Raw genomic sequence first — 25895 nt, forward strand, 5'->3', positions numbered from 1 at the left:
GGTCGAAAGCCGTCGTAAAGAGCAGGATGTGCTGCTGTTACCTTTTAGCAGGAACACGGATTTCCATAGTGGCACGCCAAGCAATTTTGGTGCACTTACTTTTCCGATATGCAGCCTAGGTCAGGTGACCCGCCGAAAAAAGACAAGACACTTTGTAAAATTTTAATATGTTGATTGTTATAAATAATTATCGCAATAAGCAGTACTCTCCCCTCGTCACTGCATAGACAAAAATCTCTGCACCATTTCTAACCAGCCTGTTTTTTCATTAGCTAGCCACTGCACTTCCGAGCAGGGCGCTGAAATGATCGCCCCCTCGACAAATCCCATGATCACCGGCTCCACACAGTTCTTCATTCCGGAGAACCTCACAAGGCAGGCAAGCCTGGGCCGTTCGTGATCATCCGGCCCCCGATACATCCCCCTCGAATCAATCACCCCGTCCTCGTCCACCACCAGGGGTAACGGAAATAGCGCTTCCATTCGGCCGGGTAAAACGATCCGCTCCACTTTCACGGGGTGATAGGGATAGGCCGGTTCCAGTTCCTTGCATTTGCGCTCTATCCCCTCCTTCAGCCAGTGAGGCAAAGGCGAAGAATCCTGGGATAACGGAGGCGGGACGCTCTGCCTTACGCTTACAGAGGCTTCAACGGCCCGGGTTTCGCTATTCCCCTCCGGCGTACCGAATCCCACCTGTTCCCACAGACCCGATTTCCGGTGGACGAAGACATCCACGTTCCCGAATCGAACCTTGTATTCCTCCCACAAGGGTTTATGGGTCAAATCCGGGAACCGGTCCCCCTCTCTGCCTTCAATGGATAAGAGCGACTTACCTCGGCCAGGATCATCGTCACCGAGTGACTGGTGAGCAGCCCGGGTGACCAGGGCGGTTTTTCGCTTTTCCTGATCAGCGGGGGAAGCACCTTCAGGGGAAGTCTTCGATGGCCGCCGCACCAATGGCCGCCCCAATTCATAGGACAAGCTCCGGAAGGGAAAGGGGTGGGTGCACTGGCGTAGATGAGAAACCACGAAGAGGCTTCTGGGCCGGCCCAGATATGGTAACCAGGTGCCAACCGCCGTCAGAGACGTTCTCCCCTGGAAAGGGAATCCCATGATGGGGTAGATACGGGACTTCCCTGGCAAGCCGTCAGCCGCTTCTTGAGCGCAATAACGGTACAGGCTGTCTGCCTTTTTCCAGGCGTACTCACTCATGGCCATCCGGCCAATGTCTGCGGCGGAAGCCTTGGAGATACCGTCCGCCAGCTTCAGATGCAGGTGCCCGATCTCCGACTCGTACTGCTTCACGCTCCAGAACTTTTCTGGGGTAATAGGGCCAGACCAGAGACGTTGCAGAAGTTGGCTGGAGGACCCGAAATAGAAGCGGATCAGTTCCATGCAGGGAATCAGCAAGGCCTGGATTCCCCGGGTGATTAGTAAGCAATGGGACTGGGTATGATGCTGATGCCACGGATAGAGATTAAACGGCAGCAGATAGTCGGAGCCGCAGGGAAGTCCGGCTTTGATGACACTGACGGTATCGGGATAAATCAGCTGATCGGGAAACTGCTCGAAGTCATAGGTCGGACGGCGGGTCAGTTTCCCTTGTGTCCAGATGTCACCGACCCGTAGCAAGGGCAGCAAACCGATAGGCAGCCAGACATCCCGTTGTTCCGCAGGATTGCTGCGGATCCGGTTGAACAGCAAGCAGCTGGTGGTGGGCGAAATGGCAATACGGATACTTGGCTGGCGCCGGCGATTTACCGTTGGCGGGTAAGCCACATCCCCCAGCCAATCGATACGCCAACTTCGCTCGTCCGGCGTCAGGCCGGAAATTACCGGCGCAGTTAGCGCCATGCAGCACTCCGTCTATTTTCAAGGGACAGGCGTCAGGCTATAACAGCAGCATCGTTCTTTCCAGCCTTCCTAGGGAAGGCTTATCAGGAAGCAGACAAATGAAAATCGCATTGGTCTCTGATCTTCACCACGAATGGGGGGACTGGGTGCCTTCCGAGGCAGCCCGATCCGCCGATGTGGTAATCCTGGCGGGGGATGTGGAACATGGCTCCCTGGGGATCTAGTGGGCCAATCGCTCCTTCCCTGGGCAAACCGTGGTCTATGTGGCCAGAAACCATGAGTTCTACCGAAACAGCCTGGACCTGGTGGGGAAGCTATAAGCCCCGGAATGGAAGGCCCTTGGCGTCCACTTCCTGGAGCGGGCCGTTCTGGGACTCCCTGGGGTACGCATCCTGGGGGCCACTCTATGGTCCGGCTTTTCTCTCCAAGGGGAGGGAGAGGCCCGGCAGGCCGCCATGGCTACGGCCCAGGAGCGCATCAACGATTACTGGGATATTCAGGTACGGGATGAGGGGCCCATGCTGACACCGGCCGATACCCTGGCGGTTCATGAAGCCACCGTCACCTGGCTAGACCAAGCCCTGGCTCAGCCATTCGAAGGGAAAACGGTGGTGGTCACCCACTTTCCTCCGTTACCCCAGTGTGTTCATCCCCAGATGGAAGGCACCTCCTTAGCGCCCTACTACGCAACGGACCTTTCCTGGCTCATGGAGAAGTACTCTATCGACCTCTGGTGCCATGGCCATACCCACAGCAACACAGATTTCCTGGGGCCGAACGGGTGCCATATCCTTTCCAACCACCGGGGCTACCCGGGCCAGCATACGGGGGATAAGGAAGGGGAAAAGCAGGGGAACCCAAGCAAGCATCCTTTCCGGCCAGACCTGGTGCTGACCTTGTAGGACTTTCCATGCTGCATGTCTTTTTCGATACCGAATTCACCGACCTGGGCAAAGGATCCAAATTGATCTCTATCGGATTGGTGACGGAAGATGGTAACCACCAGTTTTACGCAGAGCTGGCCGGTACCTATGAACTTTCCGAGTGCTGTGATTTTGTCCGGGAAACCGTACTGCCCCAGCTGGAGGGCGGATCAGTACCGATGGACCCGCCAACCCTGGTCCATCGCCTTGGCGAATGGCTGCTGGGGTTAGGAGAATCCGTTCAGTTAGTGACAGACTCGTTGGCCTGGGACTGGCCTTGGATTCTGGAGATTTTCTGGGAAAAAGATTCCTGGCCCCGGAATGTGTTAAGCCAACCGCTTATTTTGGGATAAACCGAAGAGATGAACGAGGCAGTAGAAGCCGCATTCGCTCAGGGACTCCGGCAGCACCATGCTTTGGATGACGCCAAAGCTAATCTCTTGGCCTGGCTATCGAGACAACGGGGAAATTAGCGCGACAGGTTATCGGCCAAAGCCGACTTACAGATGCAGGGCAATGGATAACAGCCTCCCCCATCAATGCAGCCATTTAAGAAGGGCGCTACTTTCTTGATCCGAGCCCCAAACAGAACAGAAAACTGCCCAATCCGAAGCCCGCAATGGTCAGCCCCATAGGGAAGGGGGTGCCGTTTGCAAAGTAGCCGACACAGGCCGAACCGAAAATTCCCGTTCCATACTGCAGGGCACCGATCAGGGCCGAAACCAAGCCGGCCCGGTCCGGGAAAATTTCCAGCGCGCCCACGATGGCATTGGCGACGATGAAGCCCGTGGCCGAAGCAAAGAATAAAAGCGGCAATACCAATCCCAATAGCCCGCCCCAGTCATACCAGGTATCGAGAGCTGCCACTGCCCCGGAGACGGTCGCCAGGCGGGCACCGAAGCGGATCAGGCGATCAATGCCAAAGCGGCGTACCAAGCGAGCATTGAGCTGGTTCGCCACCATGATACCGACAATGCCAAGAGCGAAAAGCAGGCCGTAATGCTGGGGCGACACCTGATGATAGGAGATATAGGCCGCCGGGGTACCGGCGACGTAGGCAAACATGCCGCCATAGAAGCATCCTCCAACCCCCGTATAGGCCAGCAACCTGGGGTGGCGCAGCAGTTGCGCGTAGCCCAGAAAGGCCGAGAGGATGGACTGAGGGTTGCGCCGTTCCGGTGGCAAGGTTTCCGGTAGAACCGTCAGGGACCAGAGGGTGAGCAGGCCCACTGCCACCAGCAACCAGAAGATGGCCTGCCAGGAGCCCACATGGAGGATCAGCCCCCCCAGGCTGGGACCGATCAAGGGGGCGACGGCCATGGCGGTGATCAATACCGACAACATTCGAGCTGCTTGATGGCCCACATAGATATCCCGCACCATGGCCCGCGACAGAACCACATTGGCGCATGCCCCCACGGCCTGCACCAGGCGCCAAGCGATCATCATCGGCACGCTGCGGGACAGCGCGCAACCCGCCGAACCTACGATGAACAGCAGTAATCCCTGGGCGATGGGCAGACGGCGGCCATAGCGGTCGCTGATCGGCCCCCAGAAAAGTTGGCCGATGCTGAAGCCGATCAGATAGCCGGAAATAGTCAGTTCCATCGCGCCCGCATCCGCGTGCAGGGAGGCCCCCATGGCTGGCAGTGCTGGCAGGTAGAGGTCTGTGGAAATGGAGGCGAAGGACATCAGGGTGCTCAAAATGGCGAGTACCCTGAGGCTTTGCCCCTGAATCGAGCCCGGATATCCGGTAGCCGACAGTGATTTGCCTTTGTTCATTCGTCTGGCAAGCCTGTTTGCTCTCAGATGTCCAGTCGCCGCTCACTCATCCATTTGACGATGGCCGGATCCCGGTGGGAGAAAAAGCTGCTGGTTCCGGTTTCCAGTTGGGCAATCTGGCTCAAGTCATCCGGGGAGAGTTCGAAGTCGAAGACCGCCAAGTTTTCCAGCATGCGCTCCTTGCGGACTGACTTGGCCAAGGCCACGATGCCCCGTTGAATCAGCCAGCGCAGCACCACCTGGCCGACCGTCTTGCTGTACCTGTTAGCAATGGCCAGCAACTGCTCGTTCTGGAACAGATTGTTCCGTCCTTCAGCAAAGGGAGCCCAGGCTTCCGGCTGCACGCCGAGTCCGGCCATGAAATCCACGCTTTCCTCCTGCTGGAGGAAGGGATTGACCTCGATCTGATTTACGGCAGGCGTGATCTGATTGAAGGCCGCGATGTCCATAAGCCGGTCGGGCTGGAAATTGCTGAGCCCGATAGCGCGCAGCTTGCCCGCCTTGTAGGCTTCTTCCATCGCTCGCCAGGCACCGTGCACATCCGAATAGGGTTGATGAATCAGGTAGAGGTCCAGATATTCCAGACCAAGACGGCGCAATGACTTGTCGATGGCGGCCCGGGTACGTTCGTAGCCTGCATCTTCCACCCACAGTTTGGTGGTGATGAAGAGTTGCTCCCGGGACACGCCACAGGACTTGATACCTCGGCCGACCGCTTCCTCGTTCTTATAGGAGGCAGCAGTATCAATCAGCCGGTAACCGGCCTGCACGGCATCCACGACGCAGCGCTCGCACTCGGCCGCATCAGCAATCTGGAATACGCCGTACCCGAGGATGGGCATGCGGACGCCATTGTTCAGGGTAACTTCTAACATTTGCATCTCCTTCACTATAGGGTGAGAGCCCCACGTTATGGTTCAGGGGTAAATCGCAACCCAGTTCCTTACAGCCCCGTTCGTTTCTCGAGTGCTTCGGGATAGCGTTCGCCGATGATCTGGATTTGCCCGGCGGTGGCCTCAATCTTTTGCAACTCGGCCTGGGACAATTCCACCCAGGTAGCGCCCAGGTTCTCTTCCAAGCGGTCAGTCTTGGTGGTGCCGGGAATGGGTACGATCCAGGGCTTCTTGGCCAACAGCCAAGCCAGGGCGATCTGGGCGGGAGAAACATCCTTGGCTACGGCGATGCCGGTGAGCAGGTCCACCAGGGAACGATTGGCCCGGCGCGCATCCTCGGAGAACCGCGGCACGATATTGCGGAAGTCACTACCGTCGAACTTGGTGTTCTCGTCGATCTTGCCGGTCAAGAAACCCTTGCCCAGGGGACTGAAAGGCACGAAGCCGATCCCCAGTTCCTCCAGCGTGGGCAGCAGTTCTTCTTCCGGTCGGCGCCACCACAGGGAATACTCGCTCTGTACCGCCGTCAGGGGCTGCACAGCATGGGCACGGCGGATGGTCTGCACCCCGGCTTCGGACATGCCGAAGTGCTTGACCTTGCCGGCCAGGATCAACTCCTTGACGGTTCCCGCCACGTCCTCGATGGGCACCAGGGGATCGACCCGGTGCTGATAATAGAGGTCGATGGCCTCCACGCCCAAGCGCTTCAGCGAGCCTTCCACGCTGGCGCGAATTAGTTCGGGGCGGCTGCTCTGCACCTGCTGGCCGTTTTCCATGTGAATGCCGAACTTGGTGGCGATGACCACCTGGCCCTTGAAGGGAGCCAAGGCCTCACCGACCAGCTCTTCGTTCACGTAAGGTCCGTAAATTTCGGCGGTATCGAAAAAAGTGACTCCCCATTCCACGGCTTGGCGGATCAGGGCGATCATGTCCTTGCGGTCCGCCGGGGGGCCATAGGCGATACTCATGCCCATACAGCCAAGGCCTAGGGCGGAAACTTCAAGATTGCTGGTGCCGAGTTTGCGTTTTTGCATTTGGGTTTTCATGGTGATTTATCTCTGAAATTAAGCCCTTTGGATTTCATGTCACATGCTGCTCGCGCCAGTTGCTGTCGCATCAGCCAGGTACTGAAGCTCGCTGACCTGTTCCAGCCAATCCACTACCTTTCCGTCCTGAGCTTCGGCGATGGCGATGTGGGTCATGGCGGAGGTTGGTGCTGCCCCGTGCCAGTGCTTCACGCCGGGAGGAATCCACACCGTGTCACCGGCCTGGATGAGCAGCACCGGGCCACCCCAGTGCTGCACCCGACCAGTGCCTGCCGTGACAATCAGGGTCTGCCCCAGGGGATGGGTGTGCCAGGCAGTGCGGGCGCCGGGGGCGAAGCTCACCGTGGCGCCGCCGATGCGGGCATCCCCGGTGCCGGAAAAAGGTGCGTCAATCCGCACGCTTCCAGTGAAATAGCTAGCTGGCCCAGTCATGCTGGACTGGCTGCCTGCCCGGGTGACCTGGACGCCCTGGGGTTCTTCCGCCAGGGTGCTGCCAGCAATCAGTCCGGCGGTGGAAACCGCGGCAATCAGATTTTTCATGTCCGTCTCCTGATGCGTTCAGAGGGCGCGCTTCAGGATGTCGGCCAGCACATCCCGGGTATAGGTTTCGGCTAGGCCAAACCACTGGGCATTGCCCTGCAGGTTGTCGAGGGTGGCTGGCAGTTCGGTGGCGGTAATACCAAGTTGGGAGAGGCGGGTAGGCGTGCCAATCTTGTCGAACCACTGCTCCAGGGCAGCGATGCCCTCTTCGGCCGTCTTCAGGCCGAATATCTGTTGGGCGAAGCGCTCAAACTGGGGCAGGTTGCGGCTGTGATACCACTTCATCCAGGCAGGCATCACCACCGACAGGCCAGCACCGTGGGGCACGTTGAACAGGGCCGACAGCGAGTGTTCGATCATGTGGTTGGGGTAGCCAAATCCCGAAGTGCCGGCATAGATGATGCCGTTGAGGGCCAGGGTGGCGGCCCAGGCGAATTCGGCGCGGGCGTTGTAGTCGTTCGGGTCGGCCAGAAGCGTTTCCGTAGTCTCCATCACCGTGGTGATGACGGATTCGACTAGGCGGGACTGGATCTTCGGCTGCACCGTGGCGGTGAAGTAGCCCTCAATGGAGTGAGCGATGATGTCGGCAGCGGAATAGACCAGGTAATCCCGGGAAATGGTCCGCATCAGCGCCGGATTGACGATGGAAACCTTGGGGAAGGTATGCACCGACTGGATGGCAAACTTTTCCCGGGTCGCTTCATTGGTGACGACCGCGCCTGAATTCATCTCGCTGCCCGTAGCGGCCAGGGTAAGGATGTCGAATACCGGTAGCGCCCCTTCAATGCGGGCCTTGCCGAGGAACAGATCCCATACATCGCCGTCGTAGCGGACCCCGGTGGCGATAGCCTTGGAACTGTCCAGCACGGAGCCGCCGCCGACGCTTAGCACGGCTTCCACCTGCTGGCTGCGAGCCAGGGCGATGCCTTCGCGAACTTTGGAGAGCACCGGGTTGCTGACGATGCCGCCGCATTCTACGAACTGGATGCCCTTATCGCCCAGGCTCTTGCTGACGACGGCATAGAGGCCATCGCGCTTGATACGCTCGCTACCGTAGGTCAACAGCACCTTTTTAATGCCATGCTCGGCCAGATACTGACCGATGGCCTGTTCCTTGTTCTTGCCGAATTCGACCTTGGTGGGATTGAAGAAGGTGAAGTTGTCCATGAATGTTCTCCAGAAGAAAGTGTGTTACGCGCGATGGACGAACTTTAGTTTCCGAACGAACATCCAACTAGCAGCAAATAATTTGTATTATTTACAACTAATAAATGTTAATTGAGTGAGCAGCCCCATGCCCATCAACGAATTGCGCTCCATCACCACCTTCATCCGCACCGTGGAAACCGGCAGTCTGAGCAAGGCAGCCGCTGTTCAGCAGATTTCCCCCCAAGCTGCTAGCAAGGCCCTGGGGCAGTTGGAACAGCATTTAGGGGTCCGGCTCTTTCACCGCACGACCCGCAGCATGTCCCTGACAGAGGAGGGGCAGCGTTTCTTCGAAGCAGTCCAACCATCACTGCTCGGTCTGCAACAGGCGCTGAATGGCGCGCGCCAGACCCGCGAGGATTTGGCGGGACCGTTGCGCATCGTCGGGCCCCGTTCGGTTTCCCTGGCTGTCATTAGCCCTGTGTTGGAGGAATACTGTCGTCTCTATCCCGAGGTACAGCCGGACATTCAGCTGGATGATCGGCGCAGCAACTGGGTTGAGGAGCGTGTAGACGTGGGTTTTCGCCTGGGTTCTTCGCCGGAGGAGGGGCTAATTGCCCGCCCGCTGTTTCCTATGCAGATGGTAATTTGCGCAGCACCAAGCTATTTGCGCAAACATGGCGCCCCGCGCAGCCTCGACGAACTGACGGCCCACCGCTGTAGCGCTTTTCGCCGTTCGGATGATGGCCGGGTCGTGCCCTGGCGGGTGCGGGTGGATGGCGGCGAGCAGGAGCACCCGATTCATCCGGCTTTTTGTACCAATGATGAGCAATTGGAACTGCACGCCACCTTGGCTGGCGAAATCATCGCCCAGATCGCAGTACCCACCGCCATTTCTATGATCCGCAATGGACGCCTGGTTCCCCTGCTGCTTCAACATATGACTGACAGTTACCAGATGTTCATCTACTACGGCAGCCGCCAGGCCCAACCGGCCCGGGTAAGGCGCTTTATTGATCTGGCAGTTCAGCGGCTTGGAAACAGCAGCGACTATGTGCTGAGCCGGGATGAGTTGGCGGCTGCGGCTGCTAACCAGCACATTGCAGCCTGATTCCGATTGTTTTTGAAACGTCAGCTAAGGCCGATTAGCCGACTAATTCTGGTTGGGCAATTACTCTGAGCAACTGCCTATAGATATCCGGAAATCTAATTTATCTATCGGAGTCTACAATCGGACCTGCGATGGCAATTTGGGATTCACTACACTACAAAAAGCAAAGTCCGGATCAATGAAAATCGCCTTCTTCTCTGACCTTCATCTGGAATGCCTACGCGCTTCCTGGGCTCCCCAGCCTTTGGAGGTGGATGTGGTGATACTGGCAGGCGACATTTCCCTAAGCACCTACGGGATGCAATGGGCAGTAAAGACTTTTTCTGCCTGGCCCAGCGCCCCAGCCGTGATCTACGTTTGCGGGAACCATGAGTTCTACGAGGGAAGCCTTCGGCTCATCGAAGAGCTGCAAAGTCCCACCTGGGCCAGGCAGGGAATAACGTTCCTTGAACAGGGAACAGTGGAATTCCCCGGGGTTCGTATTCTCGGCTGTACGCTATGGAGTGGCTTCGATTTGTACGGCGCAGGGACACAACAGGCGCTTGCCATGGCGACGGCGCGGGCCAGCATCAATGACTATTGGATGATCCTGGGGCGCAGTGGCAAGCGGCTAGAGCCCAAGGGGGCCCTGGCCCTGTTTAAACGCTCCGTAAAATGGCTCAAGTCCGAGTTGTCCAAACCCTTCGAGGGCAAAACCATTGTGGTCACCCACTTTGCGCCCCATCGGGGATGTGTCGCCCCGCAACACGAAGGCAGCGAGGTCTCCCCTTACTTCGTCACCGATCTGAGCCACCTGATGGCAGCCCATCCCATCGCCCTGTGGTGCCATGGGCACACCCACACTAACAATGACTTTATGGCCGAGAACGGCTGTCGGGTGATTTCCAATCAGCGGGGCTATCCCGGTGAGGTGGCCACTAGCGACTTTCGCCCCGACCTGGTGATCGAGGTCTAAAACCCTAACCGCATCGCCCAGAAAAAAGACCACCTAAGTGGCCTTTTTCTTCTTTGGAGAAGAATGTTCAGAGGACTATCCGAGTTCACAGTCTCAAATAGCGTTGTACGTTCTCAAATATCTATGTTCATTCTCATTTATCGATGGAATTTACAACAACTCCCGCCGTTTCCGCCTGCCGATCAGCCCAATAGCTGGAACGTACCATTGCTGCACAGGCAGCGCCGGAAAATCCCATGATTTTCGCCTGATCTTCGAACATCTTGAAGGTATCTGGATGAACGTAGCGAACCACGGGCAGGTGGTGGTTGGAGGGGGCCAGGTATTGGCCGATGGTGAGGAGTTCCACGTCGTAGGCGCGCAGGTCTCGCATGACGTCCAGGATTTCCTCGTCCGTTTCACCCAGCCCCACCATGAGGCCGGACTTGGTGGAGACCGCCGGGTAGCGGGCTTTGAACTGCTTTAAGAATTCCAGGGAGTGGGCGTAGTCGGCGCCGGGGCGGGACTGCTTGTAGAGCCGGGGCGCGGTTTCCAGGTTGTGGTTGAGCACGTCGGGCAAGGCCTGGCCCAGGATGTCCAAGGCGATGTCCATGCGGCCGCGAAAATCGGGCACCAGGGTTTCGATGGTGGTTTCCGGGGAGGCTTCCCGCACGGCCTTGATGACATCCACGAAGTGTTGGGCGCCCCCGTCCCGTAGGTCGTCCCGATCCACACTGGTGATGACCACGTAGCGCAGTTTCAGGCGGGCCACGGATTCCGCCAGATGGGCCGGTTCCAGGGGGTCGGGGGGCAGGGGCTTGCCATGGCCCACGTCACAGAAGGGGCAGCGGCGGGTGCAGATATCTCCCAGGATCATGAAGGTGGCGGTGCCCCGGCCAAAGCATTCGCCGATGTTGGGGCAGGAGGCTTCTTCGCAAACCGTATGCAGCTTCTGTTCCCGGAGCATGCGCTTGATTTCGCCGAAACGGCCCTGGTCATTACCCGCCTTGACCCGAATCCAGGAGGGTTTGCGCAAAACTTCGTCCCGGGGAACGATTTTGATGGGAATCCGGGCGGTTTTGGCTTCGCCTTTTTCTTTTACGCCGCGTTCGCTGCTCATGGGTTTGTCTCCAGTTGTTGTGCCAGATGCCGGGTCAGGGCCGCCGATGCTTGTGACACCGTGAGCGCCACGCCCAGATCCTTGAGTTGGGTCACCGGCATTCCGGCGTACCCGCAGGGATTAATGGCCTTGAATGGGGCCAGATCCATATCCACGTTGAGGCTGACCCCGTGATAGCAGCAGCCGTGCCGCACCCGCAGGCCCAGGGCGGCAATTTTCGCGGGCCCCACATAAACGCCGGGGGCCCCTTCATGGCGGCAGGCCGTCACCCCCAGCTCGGCCAACAGGTCAATGACCGCCTGCTCAATGTGGGTGACCAGTTCCCGGATTTTGAGATGGCGCCGGGGCAAATCCACCAGCAGATAAACCACTGCCTGACCAGGCCCGTGGTAGGTCACCTGGCCGCCCCGGTCGATATGGACCACGGGCACCCCGATGTCCCGCAGTACATGTTCCGGCTTGCCCGCCTGCCCCAGGGTGAACACCGGGGGATGCTGCACCTGCCAAAGCTCATCCGGAGTTTCCGGAGTACGGGCGGCGGTGAAGTCCATCATGGCCTGCCAGGTAGGCTGGTATTCCACCAGCCCCAGGTCCCGCACGATCAGAGATTGATTCACGCTGCTGCTTTCAAAAAATAAAGGCCCCTCGCCGGGTGGCTCACAACGGCGCCTGCACCTGGGTTTGCCACGGCCATAACCCCTTCTCGGCGCCTGGTGTTGCTCGCCTTGCCGTCGATCCCCATGCCCTGCATGGGGCCCCTCGCCGGGTGGCTCACAACGGCGCCTGCACCTGGGTTTGCCACGGCCATAACCCCTTCTCGGCGCCTGGTGTTGCTCGCCTTGCCGTCGATCCCCATGCCCTGCATGGGGCCCCTCGCCGGGTGGCTCACAACACCACCTTCACCAAGGGATGGGAGGTCAGGGCCCGGTAGAGGTTGTCCAGTTGTTCCCGGGAGGTGGCGCGGATGGTGCAGGTGAGGGAGAGGTAGTTGCCCTTGGCGGAGGGGCGCATTTCCATGGTGGAACCGTCGAAGTCCGGGGCGTGGCTTTGCACCAGGGTGAGGATTTCCTGGGAGAAGGTGGCTTCCATGCGGCCCATGATTTTCAGGGGGAAATCGCAGGGAAAATCCAACAGGGGCTTTTGTTCTTGGCTCATGACAGGCTCGGGGCAGAGGCAGGGCTTAGCGGTCCGCGTGGCGCATGATCTGGCGCTTGAAGTCCTGGTACCAGGCGATCATCTGCTGGCCTACGGGGCCGGGCACGCCGGCACCCACGGGCTGGTCGTCCAGGCGGGTAACGGGCAGCACTTCCTTGGTGGAGGATGTAATCCAGACCTCGTCGGCGCTGCGGAGTTCCGCTTCGCTCACGGGGCGGATATCGTGGGGCAGACCGTGGGCGGCGGCCAGTTCCAGCACCACGTCGTAGGTCACCCCGGGGAGAATGAGATGGCTCTTGGGGGGCGCCACCAGGGTGCCGTTCCGCACCACCATGATGTTAGAGGAAGAGCCTTCGGAGAGAAAGCCGTCCCGCAGCATAATGGTTTCGGCGCAGCCCGCATCCACGGACTGCTGGCGCAGCAGCACATTGGCCACCAGGGACAGGACCTTCAGATCGCAGCGCTGCCAGCGGTAATCCGGGGTGGTAATGGCGGACACGCCCCGGGCCAGCACTGCCGGGGAGGAAGTGACCAGGGGCGCGGCAAAGGCGAAAACGGTGGGGGGGACGGGGGGCTGGGGAAAAGCCTGATCCCGGATCGGCGCCGCCCCCCGGGTAACCTGGAGATAGACAGCCTGATCCTCCGCAGCCTCTTCCCCGATTAGGCGCTGGGCCACCTGGCCCCAGGCCGCCTCGTCTAGAGGATTGGCCAACTGGATAGCGGCCAGGCTGCGCCCCATGCGGGCCAGGTGTTCGGCCTGGCGGAAGGGGCGCCGGGAATAGACCGGGATCACTTCATAAACCCCGTCACCGAAGAGAAAGCCCCGGTCCATGGGGGAAATGCGGGCCTCTTCCAGGGGCAGATAGTCACCGTTGAGATAGACCGTCATGGTCAATGCCCTTCCCTTGAAAATTATTGGAACCAGAGCCGGATACTGTCCCACAGGCGGGTGAAGAAGCCGCCCAGGGGCACGTCTTCCAGAGCTTGCAGGGCAAATTCCCCGTAGGGCTTGCCGTCCAGGGTGAGCTTCAGGGTGCCCACCCGCTGCCCGGCCTTGATTGGGGCCACCAGGGCCTTCTGGGGCACGATCTGGGTCTGGATGCGGTTGCCGAAGCCCTTAGGCACGGCCACGGCGAAGTCATAGGGGAAACCGGCCTTCACCGTGCCGCTCTGGCCCTTGAAAACGGTCACATTGGCCGCCGCCTGGTTGCGGGCAAAGAGGCGGGGGGCATCGTAATACTGATAGCCGAAGTTCAGCACCTTTTGGGATTCCCCGGCCCGGGCCCCGTCGGAGGAGGTGCCCAGCACCACGGAGAGGAGGCGCCGCCCGTCCCGCTTGGCGGAGGCGATCAGGCAATAGCCGGCGCTTTCCGTATGGCCGGTTTTCATCCCATCCACGGAGGGATCGGCCCACAGCAGGCGATTGCGGTTGGGCTGGGTAATGTTGTTATAGCGGTACTGCTTCATGGAGTAGTACTTGGCGTACTCCGCGGGAAAGTCCCGAATGATGGCCGTGGCCAGCAGGGACAGATCCCGGGCCGTGGTGTAGTGCTGGGGATCGGGCAGGCCCGTGGGGTTCATGAAATGGGTATTTTTCATGCCCAGCTTGGCGGCCTGCTGATTCATCATGTCCGCAAAACGGGCCTCCGAGCCCGCAATGGCTTCCGCTAGGGCGATACAGGCGTCATTGCCGGACTGGACGATCATGCCCTGGATCAGCTCCTCCACCGTCACCGGCTTATTGGGCTCCACGAACATGCGGGAGCCCTGGACCTTCCAGGCGTTTTCCGATACCGGAATGGTCTGGTTCAGGGACAGGACCCGCTGATGCAGGGCGGAGAAGGTCAGATAGGCCGTCATCAGCTTGGTCAGGGAAGCGGGTTCCACCCGCTGTTCCCCATTCACCGAGGCCAGCACCTGGCCCGAGCCCACTTCCAGCAGCAGCCAGGCCTTGGCAGCGATGTCCGGGGTGGGGGGCATCTGCTGGGCGCTGGCGGGAGCGGCGCCCCACAGGGACGCCAGGAAAGCGAAGGAAATACCGAGGTTACGCAAAAAGGGACGCATGGAAAGTGACCTGAAGGGGGAGCGGGAATTATAACCCAGGGCGAAAAGGCCGCCGGGGCGCCCTCCCCGGCGCCGGGCCGTCCGGGGGCTCCAAAGGCGGGCTTCCGGGGCTAGGCCGGTGGCGGCTCGCCGCCCCCAAAGGGGCCCAGGGGGGGCCGCCCCATTTCGTTACAAAAAACCCCAATTCCGCCCCCATGGGGTGCGCTAGAATCCGCTCCGTCAGTTTTGCGTCAGACTTCTGACCCTTATCTGACCCACCCCTCCCCGGAGCACAAAAAAGGGCGAAAACCCTGGTTCCACCGGGGACGGCGCGGCAATGCCGGGATTTTCCCCGGCTCCCGTTTCTGAATTTGGCATATGCCTTGCTCGTTCGCCCCCATGAAACCACGATTTATCCCCACCACCCTGGCGGCCCTGCTCCTGGCCGGTTCCGCCTTCGCCGCCCGAGCCGACAACTACGGCCTGGAGCAATTGCTGCGCCTGGCCGCCACCAGCAATCCGGGCCTGCAAGCCGCCCGGGACAGCGTCCAGGCGGCCCGTTCCGACGTGGTCAGCGCCGGGGCCTTCCCCAATCCGGAAATCGAATACCTGGGCGGTAACGCCCGGGCCCGCACCCCAGGCACCAACGCCGGTCATTCGGACAGCGTCACCCTGACCCAGCGTCTGGACCTACCCCCGGTGCGCTCCGCCCGCATCGATGTGGCGGACGCGGGGCTGGCCGCCACCCACGCCGCCAGCCGCAGCTATGAAAGCGAGCTGGCGGCCCGCATCAAGCTGGCCTATTACGAACTGATCCGGCGTCAGGCCGAGCAGAAGGCGGCCCGGGAAGATTTGTCCCTGATAGAAGCCATCCGCAACCGGGTCCGGGTGCGGGTGGAAACGGGGGAAGCGCCCCGTTATGAACTGATCAAGGCCGACGCGGAATTGCTCAACGCCCAGAAGGCCCTGCAAAGCGCCCAGCTGCGGGGCGAGCAGGCCAAGGCCATGCTGCGCCAGGCGGTGGGCGCCGCCCTACCCCCGGATTTCAACGTGGTTCCGACCACGGACCCGGCGCCCCCCGCCGCCCTGGAAGCCCTGCGCCAGACCATGCTGAAAAACAGCCCGGATCTGGCCCAGACTCGGGCGGAAGCGGACCGGAGTCAGCGTCAGCTGGAACTGGAGCGCCGCCTGCGCCTGCCGGAAGTGGCCCTCAAGGCCACCCGGGACACGGACCCGGACCTGCGTACCAATAAAGTGGGGGTGGCGGTCACCATCCCCCTCTGGGACCGGCGCAGCGGGCCCATCGGCAGCGCCGTCGCCAATCTCTCCCGGGCCAGGAACCGGCTCACGGATCAGGAATTCGCCCAGCAGCGGGCCCTGGAAAACGCCTATCAGCAATATCAGATCGCCAACAGCCAGGTTTCCGCCCTGGAGCAGGGCATCCTGCGTCAGGCCGAATCCGCCCTCAAGGTGGCCGAAGCCGCCTACCGCTTCGGTGAGCGGGGCATTCTGGACTACCTGGATGCCCAGCGGGTGTACCGCTCCGCCCGCAATGAGCTGATCACCGCCCGCTATGAATTGCGTGCCGCCCTGGTGGATATCGACCGCCTGGTCGGCACCCCCCTGACGCCCCGCCCCCAGGAACAATAACCATGTCTTTCCCCCACGCCCCCACGCCCTCTGCCTGTACTCCCTGTTCCCGTCACCCTTTTCGCCTGCGCCTGGCCCTGAGCCTGGCCGGTCTGGCCCTCCTGGCCGCCTGCCACAAGGAAGCGCCGCCCCCCGCCGCCGCGCCGACGGACCCCAATCTGGTCACCATCGGCCCGGACCTAGCGAACCAGATCAAGGTGGCCACCGTGGGCAGCGCCCCCATCAGCGAAACCCTGCGGGTGGCCGGACGCCTGGATTTTGATGAACAGCATCTGGCCCGCATCGGCGCCACGGTCACCGGCCGCATCACCCAGGTAAGCGCCATCCTGGGCCAAAACGTCAAAGCCGGTCAGCCCCTGGCCCAGCTCAACAGCACGGAACTGAGCGACGCCCAGCTGGCTTTTCTCAAAGCCAATGCCCAGGCCCAGTTGGAGCGACGCAACGTGGACCGGGCCCAACAGCTCTATTCCGCCGACGTGATCGGCAAGGCCGAACTGCAACGCCGGGAAAACGAGGCGGCCATCGCCCAGGCGGAACGCCAGGCCGCCGCCGACCAGCTGCGGGTGCTAGGCATGTCCCTAGGGGATGTGGCCCAGTTGGGCCGCCGAGGCACCATCAACTCGGTCACTCCGGTGCTGTCCAGCATTGCGGGCACGGTGGTGGAACGGAAGGTCACCCAGGGCCAGGTGGTGGCCCCCGCCGATGCCCTGTTTACCGTGGCCGACTTGGGCCAGCTGTGGGCCGTGGCGGACGTGCCGGAGCAGGAAGCGGCCCTGGTTCAGCCCGGTCAGGATGTGGAACTGGAAATCCCGGCCCTGGGCGGGGAGCGGCTCCATAGCAAGCTCATTTACGTGGGGGATACGGTGGATCCGGAAACCCGCACGGTAATGGTACGGACCGTGTTGCAAAACCCGGAACGGCGCCTTAAGCCGGCCATGCTGGCCACCATGCTGATCGCTGGCAAGGCCCGGCCCCGGCTGGTGATCCCCGCCGCCGCCGTGGTCCGCCAGGATAACGGGGACTATGTGTTCCAGCAGCTCAAACCCGGCCAGTTCCGGCTCATCCCGGTGACCCTGGGGCCGGAAACCGCCGGCCATCGGGTGGTGCTCTCCGGCCTCAAGGAAGGCACACCCATTGTGGTGGATGGGGCCTTCCACCTGAACAACCAGCGTCAGGCCAAGGAACTGGAGGGCGGCGCATGACCCTCCCCCTTCACTCCGCCCTGCCCTGCCCCGCCCCCCACCCTGAGATGGGGAGGGGCCGCTCATGATCGAATCCCTGATCCGGGCCGCCCTCAAGCAGCGCCTCATCGTGGCAGTGATTGCGGTGGTGCTGCTGGTGTTCGGCGTGAACGCGGCGCGCAAGCTGTCCGTGGATGCCTTTCCGGACGTCACCAACGTTCAGGTACAGATCGCCACCGAGGCCCCGGGCCGCTCCCCGGAAGAGGTGGAGCGCTTTGCCACCGTGCCCCTGGAAATCGGCATGACCGGCATGCCCGGCCTCACCGAAATGCGCTCCCTGAATAAGCCCGGCCTATCCCTCATCACCCTGGTCTTCACCGACGACACGAACGTTTATTTCGCCCGTCAGCTGGTCATGGAACGGCTGCTGGAGGTGGGTTCCCGCATGCCCCAGGGGGTCACCCCGGTGCTGGGCCCCGTCTCCACGGGCCTGGGGGAGGTTTACCAATACACCCTGGAACGGCCCGATGACGGCAACCGGGCCCTCACCCAGGAAGAGCTGACCCAGCGCCGTATCGTCCAGGACTGGGTACTGCGCCCCCTGCTGCGCTCCATTCCCGGGGTGGCGGAAATCAATTCCCAGGGTGGCTACGAAAAGCAGTACCAGGTACTGGTGAACCCAGACCGGCTGCGCCACTACGGCCTCACCGTGGCGGACGTGTACCAGGCGGTGGGTCGCAATAACGCCAATTCTGGCGGCGGCGTCCTGCCCCACTACGCGGAGCAGTACCTGATCCGGGGCGTGGGCCTGGTGAAGAACCTGGACGACATCCGCTCCATTGTTTTGAAGGAGGTGGATGGGGTGCCCGTGTACGTGCGGGACGTGGCCGATGTCACCTTCGGCCATGCCCCCCGCCAGGGGGCCGTGGTGAAAAACGGGGTCACCGAATCCGTAGGGGCCGTGGTGATGATGATCGCCAGCGGCAACGCCAAGGAAATCGTCGCCCGCATCAAGACCAAGGTGGATGAAATCAACCGCAAGGGCATGCTCCCGGACGGCTTGAAGATCGTTCCCTACTACGACCGCTCCGAACTGGTGGATGCGGCGGTGCATACGGTCACCAAGGTGCTCATGGAAGGGGTGGTGCTGGTGGTCCTGATCCTCCTCCTCTTCCTGGGGGACATCCGTTCCGCGGTCATTGTGGTGGGCACCCTGATTCTCACCCCCCTGCTCACCTTCATGGTCATGAACCAGGTCCACCTTTCCGCCAACCTCATGTCCCTGGGGGGCCTGGCCATCGCCATCGGCCTCATGGTGGATGGTTCCGTGGTGGTGGTAGAAAACGCCTTCGCCCACCTGGGCCGGGCCGAGCCCGGGGAAAGCCGGGTGCGCACCATTTTCCGGGCGGTGACAGAGGTGGCCACCCCAGTGATTTTCGGGGTGGGCATCATTATTCTGGTGTTCCTGCCCCTGATGACCCTGGAAGGCATGGAGGGCAAGATGTTCTCCCCCCTGGCCTTTACTATCGCCATCGCCCTGGCTATTTCCCTGGTCCTTTCCCTGACCCTTTCCCCCGTACTCTCTTCCTATCTGCTCAAGGTGAAGGCAGGGGGCGGGGACCACGATACCCGGGTGATTGCGGCCATGAAGCGGCCCTACCTGCAGCTGCTCCATCTGGCCCTGGATAACCGGCGCCGCACCATGACCGTGGCCCTGGGGGCCTTTGCTGGCGCCCTGCTGCTCCTGCCCTTCCTGGGCACCGCCTTTATCCCGGAAATGAAGGAAGGCTCCATTGTTCCCGGCATTAATCGGGTGCCCAATATTTCCCTGGCCGAGTCCATCAAAATGGAAATGCAGGCCACAAAACTCATCATGACCGTGCCCGGGGTGAAATCCGTGGTTTCCGGGGTGGGCCGGGGGGAATCCCCCGCCGATCCCCAGGGGCCCAACGAGTCCTCCCCCATCGTCAGCCTCAAGCCCCGGGCCGAATGGCCCAAGGGCTGGAACCAGGATGACATTGCGGAAGCCATGCGGGACAAGCTCAAGGTGCTGCCCGGGGTGCAGATTGTTATGGCCCAGCCCATTTCGGACCGGGTGGATGAAATGGTCACCGGGGTCCGTTCCGACATCGCCGTCAAGGTTTTCGGGGACGACCTCCAGGTACTCAAAGCCAAAGCGGAAGCCATCGCCAAGGTGGCCCAGTCCATCCAGGGCGCCCAGGATCTGCGGGTGGAACGGATCACCGGCCAGCAATATCTGGTGGTGGAAATCGACCGCCAGGCCATTGCCCGCCTGGGCCTCAACGCCAGCGACGTGCACGACGTGATTGAGACCGCCATCGGCGGCAAGGAAGCCACGGACATTTACGAAGGGGAACGGCGCTTTGCCGCTACCGTGCGCCTGCCGGAAAGCTACCGGGGGGACGTGGAAGCCATCCGCCGGGTGCTGGTCACCGCCCCCTCCGGGGTCCAGGTGCCCCTGGAAGCCGTGGCCAATATTCGCCTGGAAGACGGCCCGGCCCAAATCAGCCGGGAAATGGGCAAGCGCCGCATCGTGGTGGGCGTCAATGTGAAGGACCGGGATCTGGGCAGTTTCGTGGCCGAGCTCCAGCAAAAGGTGGATCAACAGGTGAAATTGCCGGAAGGCTATTACCTGGAGTGGGGCGGCCAGTTTCAGAATATGGAGCGAGCCTTGGGGCACCTGGCGGTGATCATCCCGATCACCGTCGGTGCCATTTTTTTCCTTCTCTTCCTGCTCTTTAAGTCCCTGCGCATGGCCACCCTGATTATTCTGGTCCTGCCCTTTGCCTCCATCGGCGGCATCATCGGCCTCTTTGTCACCGGGGAATACCTGTCCGTGCCCGCCTCCGTGGGCTTCATCGCCCTCTGGGGTATTGCCGTGCTAAACGGGGTGGTGCTGGTCTCCTATATCCGCAATCTGCGGGCCGAAGGCCTGTCCGTGGAAGAAGCGGTGGTGAAGGGGGCCGCCCTGCGCTTTCGCCCGGTGATGATGACCGCCACCGTGGCCATGCTGGGCCTCATTCCCTTCCTTTTCGCCAACGGACCGGGGTCCGAGGTGCAGCGGCCCCTGGCCATTGTGGTGATCGGCGGCCTCATTACCTCCACCCTGCTCACCCTGGTGGTGTTGCCCACCCTTTATAAGTGGTTCGACGAAAAACCGGTGGAAGCTTAAAGTGGCTGGGGTCGGGGCAGCCTTCCCGGCCCCTTCCCAAACTGACCGGCCCCCTTTCTTTTCCCCCGCCCTACGGGAGACTGCGCCATGAAAGAAATCAAGGCGGTAATCCGCCCCAATAAACTGACCGCCCTGCGGGACGCCCTGCGCACCGTGCCCGGTTTCCCCGGCATGACCGTGACCAAGGCCGAAGGCTGTAGCGCCCCCGCCCGGCGTCCCGGCAACTCCATCAAGGAAGAGCTCACCGACTACACCCCCAAGGTGCGCCTGGAAATCGTGGCGGAAGACCAGGTAGCAGAAGCCCTCTTCCAGCGCATTATCGAGGTCACCCAGACCGGGCAGGTGGGGGATGGCCTGGTGTGGATGACCGACATCCACAAGGCCGCCTTCATATTCAAGACCACGCCGGGGGCGGAGGGGCTTTAGGGCCCCGTGTCCAAAGCGCTGCCCCCTGCCCTGGAACGAAAAAGGGGCCTCCCGGCCCCTTTGCAATGGCTGGAATAGGCCAGCAGCTATTCGGGCTTCAGGGTATCCCCATGGCTCTTCAGCTTCTGTGCCGCCGCTTTGCCCGCCTTGCTAGGCATGACGGAAGTATCCGCATTGGACACCCCGTCCGCTGACGGCATTTCACACTTCACATTGAGGGTGGTTCCCCAGGCTTGGTAGGTCACGGAGCCGGGGGCGCTGGCCACCCGCTTCAGGTTGGCCGGCTGACAGGGCACCTTACTGGATCCTAGCACGGCGCTGATCTGCACCGTATAGGGTTGGCCGTCCCCAATGGCCGCCAGGGATTTACAACGGGTCTGGCCGATGGGGAAGGAATCCGACCAGTCCGTGGCGTAATCCCCCGATACCACCCGCATCCAGGCCGCATACCCGGCCCCCACCAGCAGGCTGACGCAGGCCGATTGCTGGGCAAACACGGCCCCGCTACCCAACACCAGACCCGCCAGCCCCAAGCCTTTCAGACTACGACCCATCCATTTCATCGGTGACGTTTTCATGGCGATCCACTCCTGAGAAAAGGTGCCGCTGCCTGCTTTTCACCGGCCCCAGCGGCAAGAGAGCCGATCCAGGGCATGGGGGCTAAGCCCCTGGTAACGCCCTCGGACAGAATATGCATACGGCAAACTATTTGCAATTGTCATCGAACGGCATCAGAGAATGGATGGGAGGACAGGGGGGGAACACCCTCCACCTCCCTACAGAGGAGAGGCAGAAGGGAAGGGGCAAGTCGAAGGCAGGCGCCCGGAGGCTGCCGGGACTGGGGTCAGCGGGTCACAAAGGTGGGCTTGAAGCCCAGGGAGACGCGGATGCGCTCCGCCACTTTGTCCGCTTCGGCCCGATTGGGGTAGGGGCCCACTTGCAAGCGGTGGATGCCCGCCTGGCTGTTGATCTGCATACTCTGGCTCAGCCAGTCCAGATCCCGGGCCAGACGGGCCCGCAGGCTTTCCGCGTTTTCCTGGCTGGAAAAGGCCCCCAACTGGAGATAAACCCCCGGGCCCAGGGCCCGGGCGGCGGGAGCTGTGCCGGCCAGATGCTGATCTTCCGTCTCCAGACGCATGGCCAGTTCCCCCAGCTCATCCCGATCCTGACCGGCCGTATTGCTGCGGCGGCTCGGGCGCACGGGCATGGGCGGCGCCACCTGGGCGTAGGAAACCCCGGTGAGGTCGGGCACGATGGCTTCCACTTCCACTTCGCCGCTGCCCGTGGCCACTAGCCCCAGCTTGTGGGCGGCGGTGTAGGACAGGTCGATGACCCGGTCCGCGTGGAAAGGGCCCCGGTCCGTCACCCGCACCACTACAGAACGACCGTTGTGGGTGTTGGTGACCCGCACATAGGAGGGAATGGCTAGGGTGGGATGGGCGGCGGTCATGGCGAACATGTCGTAGGGTTCGCCGATGGAGGTCTTCTGGCCGTGGAATTTTTTCCCGTACCAGCTGGCAACCCCCACCGCCTTGTAGGGCTGGAGGGAGGTATTGGGCACGTATTCCTTGCCCAGCACTTCGTAGGGTTTGTTGGCGAAGCGGTTCAAGGGCTCCAGCCGGGGTACCGCATCGGGAATTTCGTCGATGTTGTCCGGAATGTCTTCCAGGGGGCCGTCGTCCTTGTAATAGCCCCCCCCTTTTTTTAGGACCAGGGGCCGGCGGACCTTGCTGGGGGTCGGGTTGCTGCCGTAGTAGCCCCCATAGGGGGAGTCGGCCCCATCCACCGGGGCCCGGGACGGGGCACCGCTACAGCCCACCAGATACAGGGTGGCCAGGGCCGCAGCCAGACCGGTGGGAGCAGCAGGCTTCACTTTTTCACCAGCATCCGGTGGGTCTGGATGCTCATGAGGATGCCCAGGCCCAGGAATAGGGTCACCAGGGCGGTCCCGCCATAGCTGATAAAGGGCAGGGGCACCCCCACCACGGGCAAAATGCCGCTCACCATGCCCATATTGACGAAGGCGTAGGTGAAGAAAATCAGGGTGATGGAGCCCCCAAGCAGGCGGGTAAACAGGGTGGGAGCGTTGGCGGCAATGACCATGGCTCGGCCGATGAGCAGCAGGTAAAGCATGACTAGCACCAGATTGCCAATCAGGCCCCATTCCTCGGAAAAGACAGCGAAGATGAAGTCGGTGTGCTTTTCCGGGATAAATTCCAGGTGGGTCTGGGTGCCGTTCAGCCAGCCCTTGCCGAAGATGCCCCCGGAACCGATGGCGATGGTGGACTGGATAATGTGATAGCCCGCCCCCAGGGGATCGGAACTGGGGTCTAGCAGGGTCAGGATGCGCTTGCGCTGGTAGTCGTGGAGCACGTTCCAAATCATGGGGGCGGCAGCCCCCGCGGCGGCCAGCATGGCCAGGATCACCTTCCAGGGCAAACCGGCCAGGAAAATCACGTAAAAGCCCGCCGCCGCCACCAGAATGGCGGTACCCAGGTCCGGCTGTTTGGCGATCAGGGCCACGGGCACCAGCAGCAGCACCGCCGCCACCAAGTGCTGGCGCCAGTTCCGGGAGGCTTCATAACACTGGTAGTACCAGGCCAGCATCAGGGGCATGGCGATTTTCATGATTTCCGAGGGCTGGATACGGGTCACGCCAATGTTCAGCCAGCGCTTGGCCCCATTCACCTTGACCCCGGCTACCCACACCCCCACCAGCAGAATGAGCCCCAGCACGTAGAGGGGAATGCCGAAGCGCATCAGGGTCTGGGGTGGCATGCGGGCGACGAACCACATGAGCAGGAAGGCGGAAAAAAGATTCACCATTTCCGGCAGCAGGCGGCTGTTACCCACGTAGGTGGCGGAATAAACGGTCATGGAGCCCACCACCATGAGGGCCAGGGCCACCCAGGTGAGGAAGGGGTCCAGATGGGCCGAAAACCGGCCCCACAGGCGCCTAATCAACTGATGCATGGCCGCTCTCGTCCCCGCCCGTGTCATTCCCGGTCTTGATGTCCGCCGCCGGGCCCTTGGGCACCTTGCCCAGGAGATAGTAGTCAATCACCATGCGGGCGATAGGTCCGGCGGACTGGGCGCCGAAACCGGCATTTTCCACCAACACCGCCAGGGCGATGCGGGGCTTGTCCGCCGGGGCGAAGGCGATGAACAGGCCATGGTCCCGCAAATGTTCCCGCACCCGGCCGGCAGCGTATTTTTCTCCCCTCAGGCTGTACACCTGGGCCGTACCGGTCTTGCCACCGGACTCATAGGGCGCCCCGGCAAAGGCCTGGGCCCCCGTCCCTTCCTTATTCACCCCCACCATGGCCCGCTTGATGGTGGCGATATTTTCCGGCTTCAGGGGAATGACCCGCACCGGCTTGGGTTCCACCACGGTACGGGCACCGCTGCGGGCGTCCGTGATGTATTTGACCAGATGGGGCCGGTACATCACCCCATCGTTGGCCAGGGTCGCCACGGCCTGGGCCAGCTGGATGGGGGTGTAGGCGTTGTAGCCCTGGCCGATACCGATGGAAATGGTTTCCCCGGCGTACCACTTCTGCTGTTCGGGACGCTTGAAGCGGCGCCGCTTCCAGGCAGGGGAGGGCAGCACCCCTTCCGCTTCCCCCTCAATATCTACCCCGGTACGCTGACCGAAGCCGAACTGGCCGACGAACTTGGAAATTGCGTCAATACCCATATCGTTGGCTAGCATGTAGTAATAGGTATCGCAGGACTGGACGATGGACTGGTAGAGATCCACCCGACCGTGGCCGCCCTTTTTGTCATCCCGGAACTGGTGTCCGCCGAAATTGAAAAAGCCCGGGTCCATGATGGCCTGGGAGGCCGTACGCTTGCCCAGTTCCAGGGCCCCCAGGGCCATGTAGGGCTTGAAGGTGGAGCCCGGGGGGTAGGCGCTGTAGATGGCCCGGTTGAGCATGGGCTTGTCCGGGTTGTTGTTCAGGCCATCCCAGTCATCCGGGCGGATGCCGTCCACAAACAGGTTGGGATCATAGGTGGGCTTGGAGACCAGGGCCAGAATGCCGCCGGTGGTGGGGTCGATGGCCACCATGGCGCCCCGCCGGGCACCGAAGGCGGTTTCGGCGATTTCCTGGAGCTTGGAATCCAGGGTCAGGGTCAGGTTATTGCCGGACACCGGGGGGGTACGGGAGAGCACCCGCACCGCGTGGCCCCCCGCATCCACTTCCACCTCCTGATAGCCGGTCTTGCCGTGCAGCTGGAATTCGTAATGCTGCTCCAGACCGGATTTGCCGAAGTGTTCCGTGCCCTTGTAATTGGCGTCTTCTTCCGCGTCCGCAATACGGTTCAGGTCATTGTCGTTGACCCGGCCGATGTAGCCCAGGGCGTGGGAAGCCAGTTCCCCCAGGGGATACTGGCGGAAGAGGCGGGCCTTCACCTCCACCCCGGGAAAGCGGTAGCGATTGGCGGCGAATTTGGCCACTTCTTCATCCGTCAGCCGGGTGCGGATGGGGATGGACTCAAAATTCTTGGCGTCTTCCAGAAGCTTGCGGAAGCGTTTCCGGTCCTTGGGGGTCACTTCCACCAGCTGACCCAGGGCGTCGATCACCTCATCCAGGGGACCATCCACCTTGGAGGGGGTAATTTCCAGGGTAAAAGCGGAGTAGTTGCGGGCCAGCACCACCCCGTTCCGGTCCATGATCAGGCCCCGATTGGGCAGGATGGGCACCAGGGAAATACGGTTTTCTTCGGCCCGGGTGCTGTAGTAATCGTTCTGCACCACCTGGAGCCAGACAAAGCGGCCCACCAGGAGAATGAAGGCGATCAGCACCAGGGCACCGGCCACCCCCAGGCGGTAGCGATACTGCTCCACCTCCCGATCCGGCGCGTTGAAGTCGTTAAAAGGCATGGGAAACGGTCCC

Annotated in this window: 24 protein-coding genes; 9 read left to right on the plus strand and 15 right to left on the minus strand. The window is 61.6% G+C overall.

All coding sequences use genetic code 11. The annotated features are described in order from the left end of the window. Nucleotides 1–216: 216 nt before the first annotated feature. Nucleotides 217–1854, minus strand: coding sequence for a hypothetical protein (locus Azoinq_RS06295; RefSeq protein ID WP_216130889.1), 1638 nt, complete (start codon nt 1852–1854; stop codon nt 217–219). 98 nt (nt 1855–1952) lie between these two features. Between Azoinq_RS06295 and Azoinq_RS15075 the strand changes: the two genes are divergently transcribed. The 3 genes from Azoinq_RS15075 (at nt 1953) to Azoinq_RS06305 (ending at nt 3130) form a co-directional block, all read left to right on the plus strand. Then, the gene (locus tag Azoinq_RS15075; RefSeq protein WP_269751312.1) at nt 1953–2078 is read left to right on the plus strand and encodes a hypothetical protein; all 126 of its coding nucleotides are present in this window, start codon (nt 1953–1955) and stop codon (nt 2076–2078) included. A gap of 231 nt (nt 2079–2309) precedes the next feature. Beyond that, nucleotides 2310–2756, plus strand: coding sequence for a metallophosphoesterase (locus tag Azoinq_RS06300; RefSeq protein ID WP_216130886.1), 447 nt, complete (start codon nt 2310–2312; stop codon nt 2754–2756). Between the two features lie 8 nt (nt 2757–2764). Further along, entirely contained in the window at nt 2765–3130 is a 366-nt protein-coding gene (locus tag Azoinq_RS06305) for a hypothetical protein (RefSeq protein WP_216130883.1), read from the plus strand. A gap of 208 nt (nt 3131–3338) precedes the next feature. Here the strand turns inward: Azoinq_RS06305 and Azoinq_RS06310 are convergent, their stop codons facing one another. The 5 genes from Azoinq_RS06310 to Azoinq_RS06330 all read right to left on the minus strand — a co-directional run bounded on the left by Azoinq_RS06310 (nt 3339) and on the right by Azoinq_RS06330 (nt 8205). Then, the gene (locus Azoinq_RS06310) at nt 3339–4559 is read right to left on the minus strand and encodes a multidrug effflux MFS transporter (protein WP_216130880.1); all 1221 of its coding nucleotides are present in this window, start codon (nt 4557–4559) and stop codon (nt 3339–3341) included. A gap of 23 nt (nt 4560–4582) precedes the next feature. After that, nucleotides 4583–5434 carry an aldo/keto reductase gene (locus Azoinq_RS06315; RefSeq protein WP_232368576.1) on the minus strand — a complete coding sequence of 284 codons (852 nt, stop codon included), beginning with the start codon at nt 5432–5434 and terminating at the stop codon, nt 4583–4585. A gap of 68 nt (nt 5435–5502) precedes the next feature. Continuing rightward, complete coding sequence (locus Azoinq_RS06320; RefSeq protein WP_216130874.1) at nt 5503–6486, minus strand: aldo/keto reductase; 984 nt, start codon at nt 6484–6486, stop codon at nt 5503–5505. A 51-nt stretch (nt 6487–6537) separates the two neighbouring features. Continuing rightward, entirely contained in the window at nt 6538–7038 is a 501-nt protein-coding gene (locus Azoinq_RS06325) for a (R)-mandelonitrile lyase (protein ID WP_216130871.1), read from the minus strand. Nucleotides 7039–7056: 18 nt separating this feature from the next. Continuing rightward, nucleotides 7057–8205 carry an iron-containing alcohol dehydrogenase gene (locus Azoinq_RS06330; RefSeq protein WP_216130868.1) on the minus strand — a complete coding sequence of 383 codons (1149 nt, stop codon included), beginning with the start codon at nt 8203–8205 and terminating at the stop codon, nt 7057–7059. 127 nt (nt 8206–8332) lie between these two features. On the opposite strand from Azoinq_RS06330, the gene Azoinq_RS06335 reads away from it, so the two are divergent. Then, nucleotides 8333–9295, plus strand: coding sequence for a LysR family transcriptional regulator (locus tag Azoinq_RS06335; RefSeq protein ID WP_216130865.1), 963 nt, complete (start codon nt 8333–8335; stop codon nt 9293–9295). Between the two features lie 178 nt (nt 9296–9473). Further along, the gene (locus Azoinq_RS06340) at nt 9474–10250 is read left to right on the plus strand and encodes a metallophosphoesterase (protein WP_216130862.1); all 777 of its coding nucleotides are present in this window, start codon (nt 9474–9476) and stop codon (nt 10248–10250) included. Nucleotides 10251–10383: 133 nt separating this feature from the next. Here the strand turns inward: Azoinq_RS06340 and lipA are convergent, their stop codons facing one another. From lipA to Azoinq_RS06365, 5 genes are all read right to left on the minus strand, one after another. Further along, on the minus strand, nt 10384–11349 hold the full coding sequence (lipA, locus tag Azoinq_RS06345) for a lipoyl synthase (RefSeq protein WP_216130860.1): 966 nt from the start codon (nt 11347–11349) through the stop codon (nt 10384–10386). After that, nucleotides 11346–11966: a lipoyl(octanoyl) transferase LipB gene (lipB, locus tag Azoinq_RS06350; RefSeq protein WP_232368577.1), complete on the minus strand. Its 621-nt coding sequence runs from the start codon at nt 11964–11966 to the stop codon at nt 11346–11348. The genes lipA and lipB overlap by 4 nt, the downstream gene beginning before the upstream one ends. A 268-nt stretch (nt 11967–12234) precedes the next feature. Next, nucleotides 12235–12504: a YbeD family protein gene (locus tag Azoinq_RS06355; RefSeq protein ID WP_216130856.1), complete on the minus strand. Its 270-nt coding sequence runs from the start codon at nt 12502–12504 to the stop codon at nt 12235–12237. A gap of 25 nt (nt 12505–12529) precedes the next feature. Then, the gene (locus Azoinq_RS06360) at nt 12530–13393 is read right to left on the minus strand and encodes a D-amino acid aminotransferase (RefSeq protein ID WP_216130853.1); all 864 of its coding nucleotides are present in this window, start codon (nt 13391–13393) and stop codon (nt 12530–12532) included. Between the two features lie 23 nt (nt 13394–13416). After that, nucleotides 13417–14568: a D-alanyl-D-alanine carboxypeptidase family protein gene (locus Azoinq_RS06365; protein ID WP_216130850.1), complete on the minus strand. Its 1152-nt coding sequence runs from the start codon at nt 14566–14568 to the stop codon at nt 13417–13419. 378 nt (nt 14569–14946) lie between these two features. Between Azoinq_RS06365 and Azoinq_RS06370 the strand changes: the two genes are divergently transcribed. The 4 genes from Azoinq_RS06370 (at nt 14947) to Azoinq_RS06385 (ending at nt 20997) form a co-directional block, all read left to right on the plus strand. Then, nucleotides 14947–16197, plus strand: coding sequence for a TolC family protein (locus Azoinq_RS06370; protein ID WP_216130847.1), 1251 nt, complete (start codon nt 14947–14949; stop codon nt 16195–16197). A 2-nt stretch (nt 16198–16199) separates the two neighbouring features. Further along, nucleotides 16200–17399 (plus strand): efflux RND transporter periplasmic adaptor subunit, encoded by a 1200-nt coding sequence (locus tag Azoinq_RS06375; protein ID WP_216130844.1) that lies wholly within the window; start codon nt 16200–16202, stop codon nt 17397–17399. Nucleotides 17400–17463: 64 nt separating this feature from the next. Beyond that, a complete protein-coding gene (locus Azoinq_RS06380; protein WP_216130841.1) occupies nt 17464–20571 on the plus strand; it encodes an efflux RND transporter permease subunit in 3108 nt (1035 codons plus the stop codon). 87 nt (nt 20572–20658) lie between these two features. Next, nucleotides 20659–20997, plus strand: coding sequence for a P-II family nitrogen regulator (locus tag Azoinq_RS06385; protein WP_216130838.1), 339 nt, complete (start codon nt 20659–20661; stop codon nt 20995–20997). A gap of 86 nt (nt 20998–21083) precedes the next feature. Here Azoinq_RS06385 and Azoinq_RS06390 read toward each other — a convergent pair whose 3' ends face one another. The 4 genes from Azoinq_RS06390 to mrdA all read right to left on the minus strand — a co-directional run bounded on the left by Azoinq_RS06390 (nt 21084) and on the right by mrdA (nt 25882). Beyond that, a complete protein-coding gene (locus Azoinq_RS06390) occupies nt 21084–21575 on the minus strand; it encodes a hypothetical protein (protein ID WP_216130835.1) in 492 nt (163 codons plus the stop codon). Between the two features lie 266 nt (nt 21576–21841). Then, complete coding sequence (locus Azoinq_RS06395) at nt 21842–22870, minus strand: septal ring lytic transglycosylase RlpA family protein (RefSeq protein WP_232368578.1); 1029 nt, start codon at nt 22868–22870, stop codon at nt 21842–21844. After that, nucleotides 22867–23970: a rod shape-determining protein RodA gene (gene rodA / locus Azoinq_RS06400; RefSeq protein ID WP_216130832.1), complete on the minus strand. Its 1104-nt coding sequence runs from the start codon at nt 23968–23970 to the stop codon at nt 22867–22869. Before rodA ends, Azoinq_RS06395 begins: the two co-directional genes overlap by 4 nt. Beyond that, on the minus strand, nt 23954–25882 hold the full coding sequence (gene mrdA / locus Azoinq_RS06405) for a penicillin-binding protein 2 (protein WP_216130829.1): 1929 nt from the start codon (nt 25880–25882) through the stop codon (nt 23954–23956). The genes rodA and mrdA overlap by 17 nt, the downstream gene beginning before the upstream one ends. Nucleotides 25883–25895: the final 13 nt, after the last annotated feature.

It is taken from the genome of Azospira inquinata (assembly GCF_018905915.1).
Taxonomy (GTDB): domain Bacteria; phylum Pseudomonadota; class Gammaproteobacteria; order Burkholderiales; family Rhodocyclaceae; genus Azospira; species Azospira inquinata.

Coding starts and splice junctions, on each gene's coding strand:
- Azoinq_RS06295 (WP_216130889.1), bottom strand. CDS start 1,854: ATGGCGCTAACTGCGCCGGTAATTTCCGGCCTGACGCCGGACGAGCGA.
- Azoinq_RS15075 (WP_269751312.1), top strand. CDS start 1,953: ATGAAAATCGCATTGGTCTCTGATCTTCACCACGAATGGGGGGACTGG.
- Azoinq_RS06300 (WP_216130886.1), top strand. CDS start 2,310: ATGGCTACGGCCCAGGAGCGCATCAACGATTACTGGGATATTCAGGTA.
- Azoinq_RS06305 (WP_216130883.1), top strand. CDS start 2,765: ATGCTGCATGTCTTTTTCGATACCGAATTCACCGACCTGGGCAAAGGA.
- Azoinq_RS06310 (WP_216130880.1), bottom strand. CDS start 4,559: ATGAACAAAGGCAAATCACTGTCGGCTACCGGATATCCGGGCTCGATT.
- Azoinq_RS06315 (WP_232368576.1), bottom strand. CDS start 5,434: ATGTTAGAAGTTACCCTGAACAATGGCGTCCGCATGCCCATCCTCGGG.
- Azoinq_RS06320 (WP_216130874.1), bottom strand. CDS start 6,486: ATGCAAAAACGCAAACTCGGCACCAGCAATCTTGAAGTTTCCGCCCTA.
- Azoinq_RS06325 (WP_216130871.1), bottom strand. CDS start 7,038: ATGAAAAATCTGATTGCCGCGGTTTCCACCGCCGGACTGATTGCTGGC.
- Azoinq_RS06330 (WP_216130868.1), bottom strand. CDS start 8,205: ATGGACAACTTCACCTTCTTCAATCCCACCAAGGTCGAATTCGGCAAG.
- Azoinq_RS06335 (WP_216130865.1), top strand. CDS start 8,333: ATGCCCATCAACGAATTGCGCTCCATCACCACCTTCATCCGCACCGTG.
- Azoinq_RS06340 (WP_216130862.1), top strand. CDS start 9,474: ATGAAAATCGCCTTCTTCTCTGACCTTCATCTGGAATGCCTACGCGCT.
- lipA (WP_216130860.1), bottom strand. CDS start 11,349: ATGAGCAGCGAACGCGGCGTAAAAGAAAAAGGCGAAGCCAAAACCGCC.
- Azoinq_RS06355 (WP_216130856.1), bottom strand. CDS start 12,504: ATGAGCCAAGAACAAAAGCCCCTGTTGGATTTTCCCTGCGATTTCCCC.
- Azoinq_RS06360 (WP_216130853.1), bottom strand. CDS start 13,393: ATGACGGTCTATCTCAACGGTGACTATCTGCCCCTGGAAGAGGCCCGC.
- Azoinq_RS06365 (WP_216130850.1), bottom strand. CDS start 14,568: ATGCGTCCCTTTTTGCGTAACCTCGGTATTTCCTTCGCTTTCCTGGCG.
- Azoinq_RS06370 (WP_216130847.1), top strand. CDS start 14,947: ATGAAACCACGATTTATCCCCACCACCCTGGCGGCCCTGCTCCTGGCC.
- Azoinq_RS06375 (WP_216130844.1), top strand. CDS start 16,200: ATGTCTTTCCCCCACGCCCCCACGCCCTCTGCCTGTACTCCCTGTTCC.
- Azoinq_RS06380 (WP_216130841.1), top strand. CDS start 17,464: ATGATCGAATCCCTGATCCGGGCCGCCCTCAAGCAGCGCCTCATCGTG.
- Azoinq_RS06385 (WP_216130838.1), top strand. CDS start 20,659: ATGAAAGAAATCAAGGCGGTAATCCGCCCCAATAAACTGACCGCCCTG.
- Azoinq_RS06390 (WP_216130835.1), bottom strand. CDS start 21,575: ATGAAAACGTCACCGATGAAATGGATGGGTCGTAGTCTGAAAGGCTTG.
- rodA (WP_216130832.1), bottom strand. CDS start 23,970: ATGCATCAGTTGATTAGGCGCCTGTGGGGCCGGTTTTCGGCCCATCTG.
- mrdA (WP_216130829.1), bottom strand. CDS start 25,882: ATGCCTTTTAACGACTTCAACGCGCCGGATCGGGAGGTGGAGCAGTAT.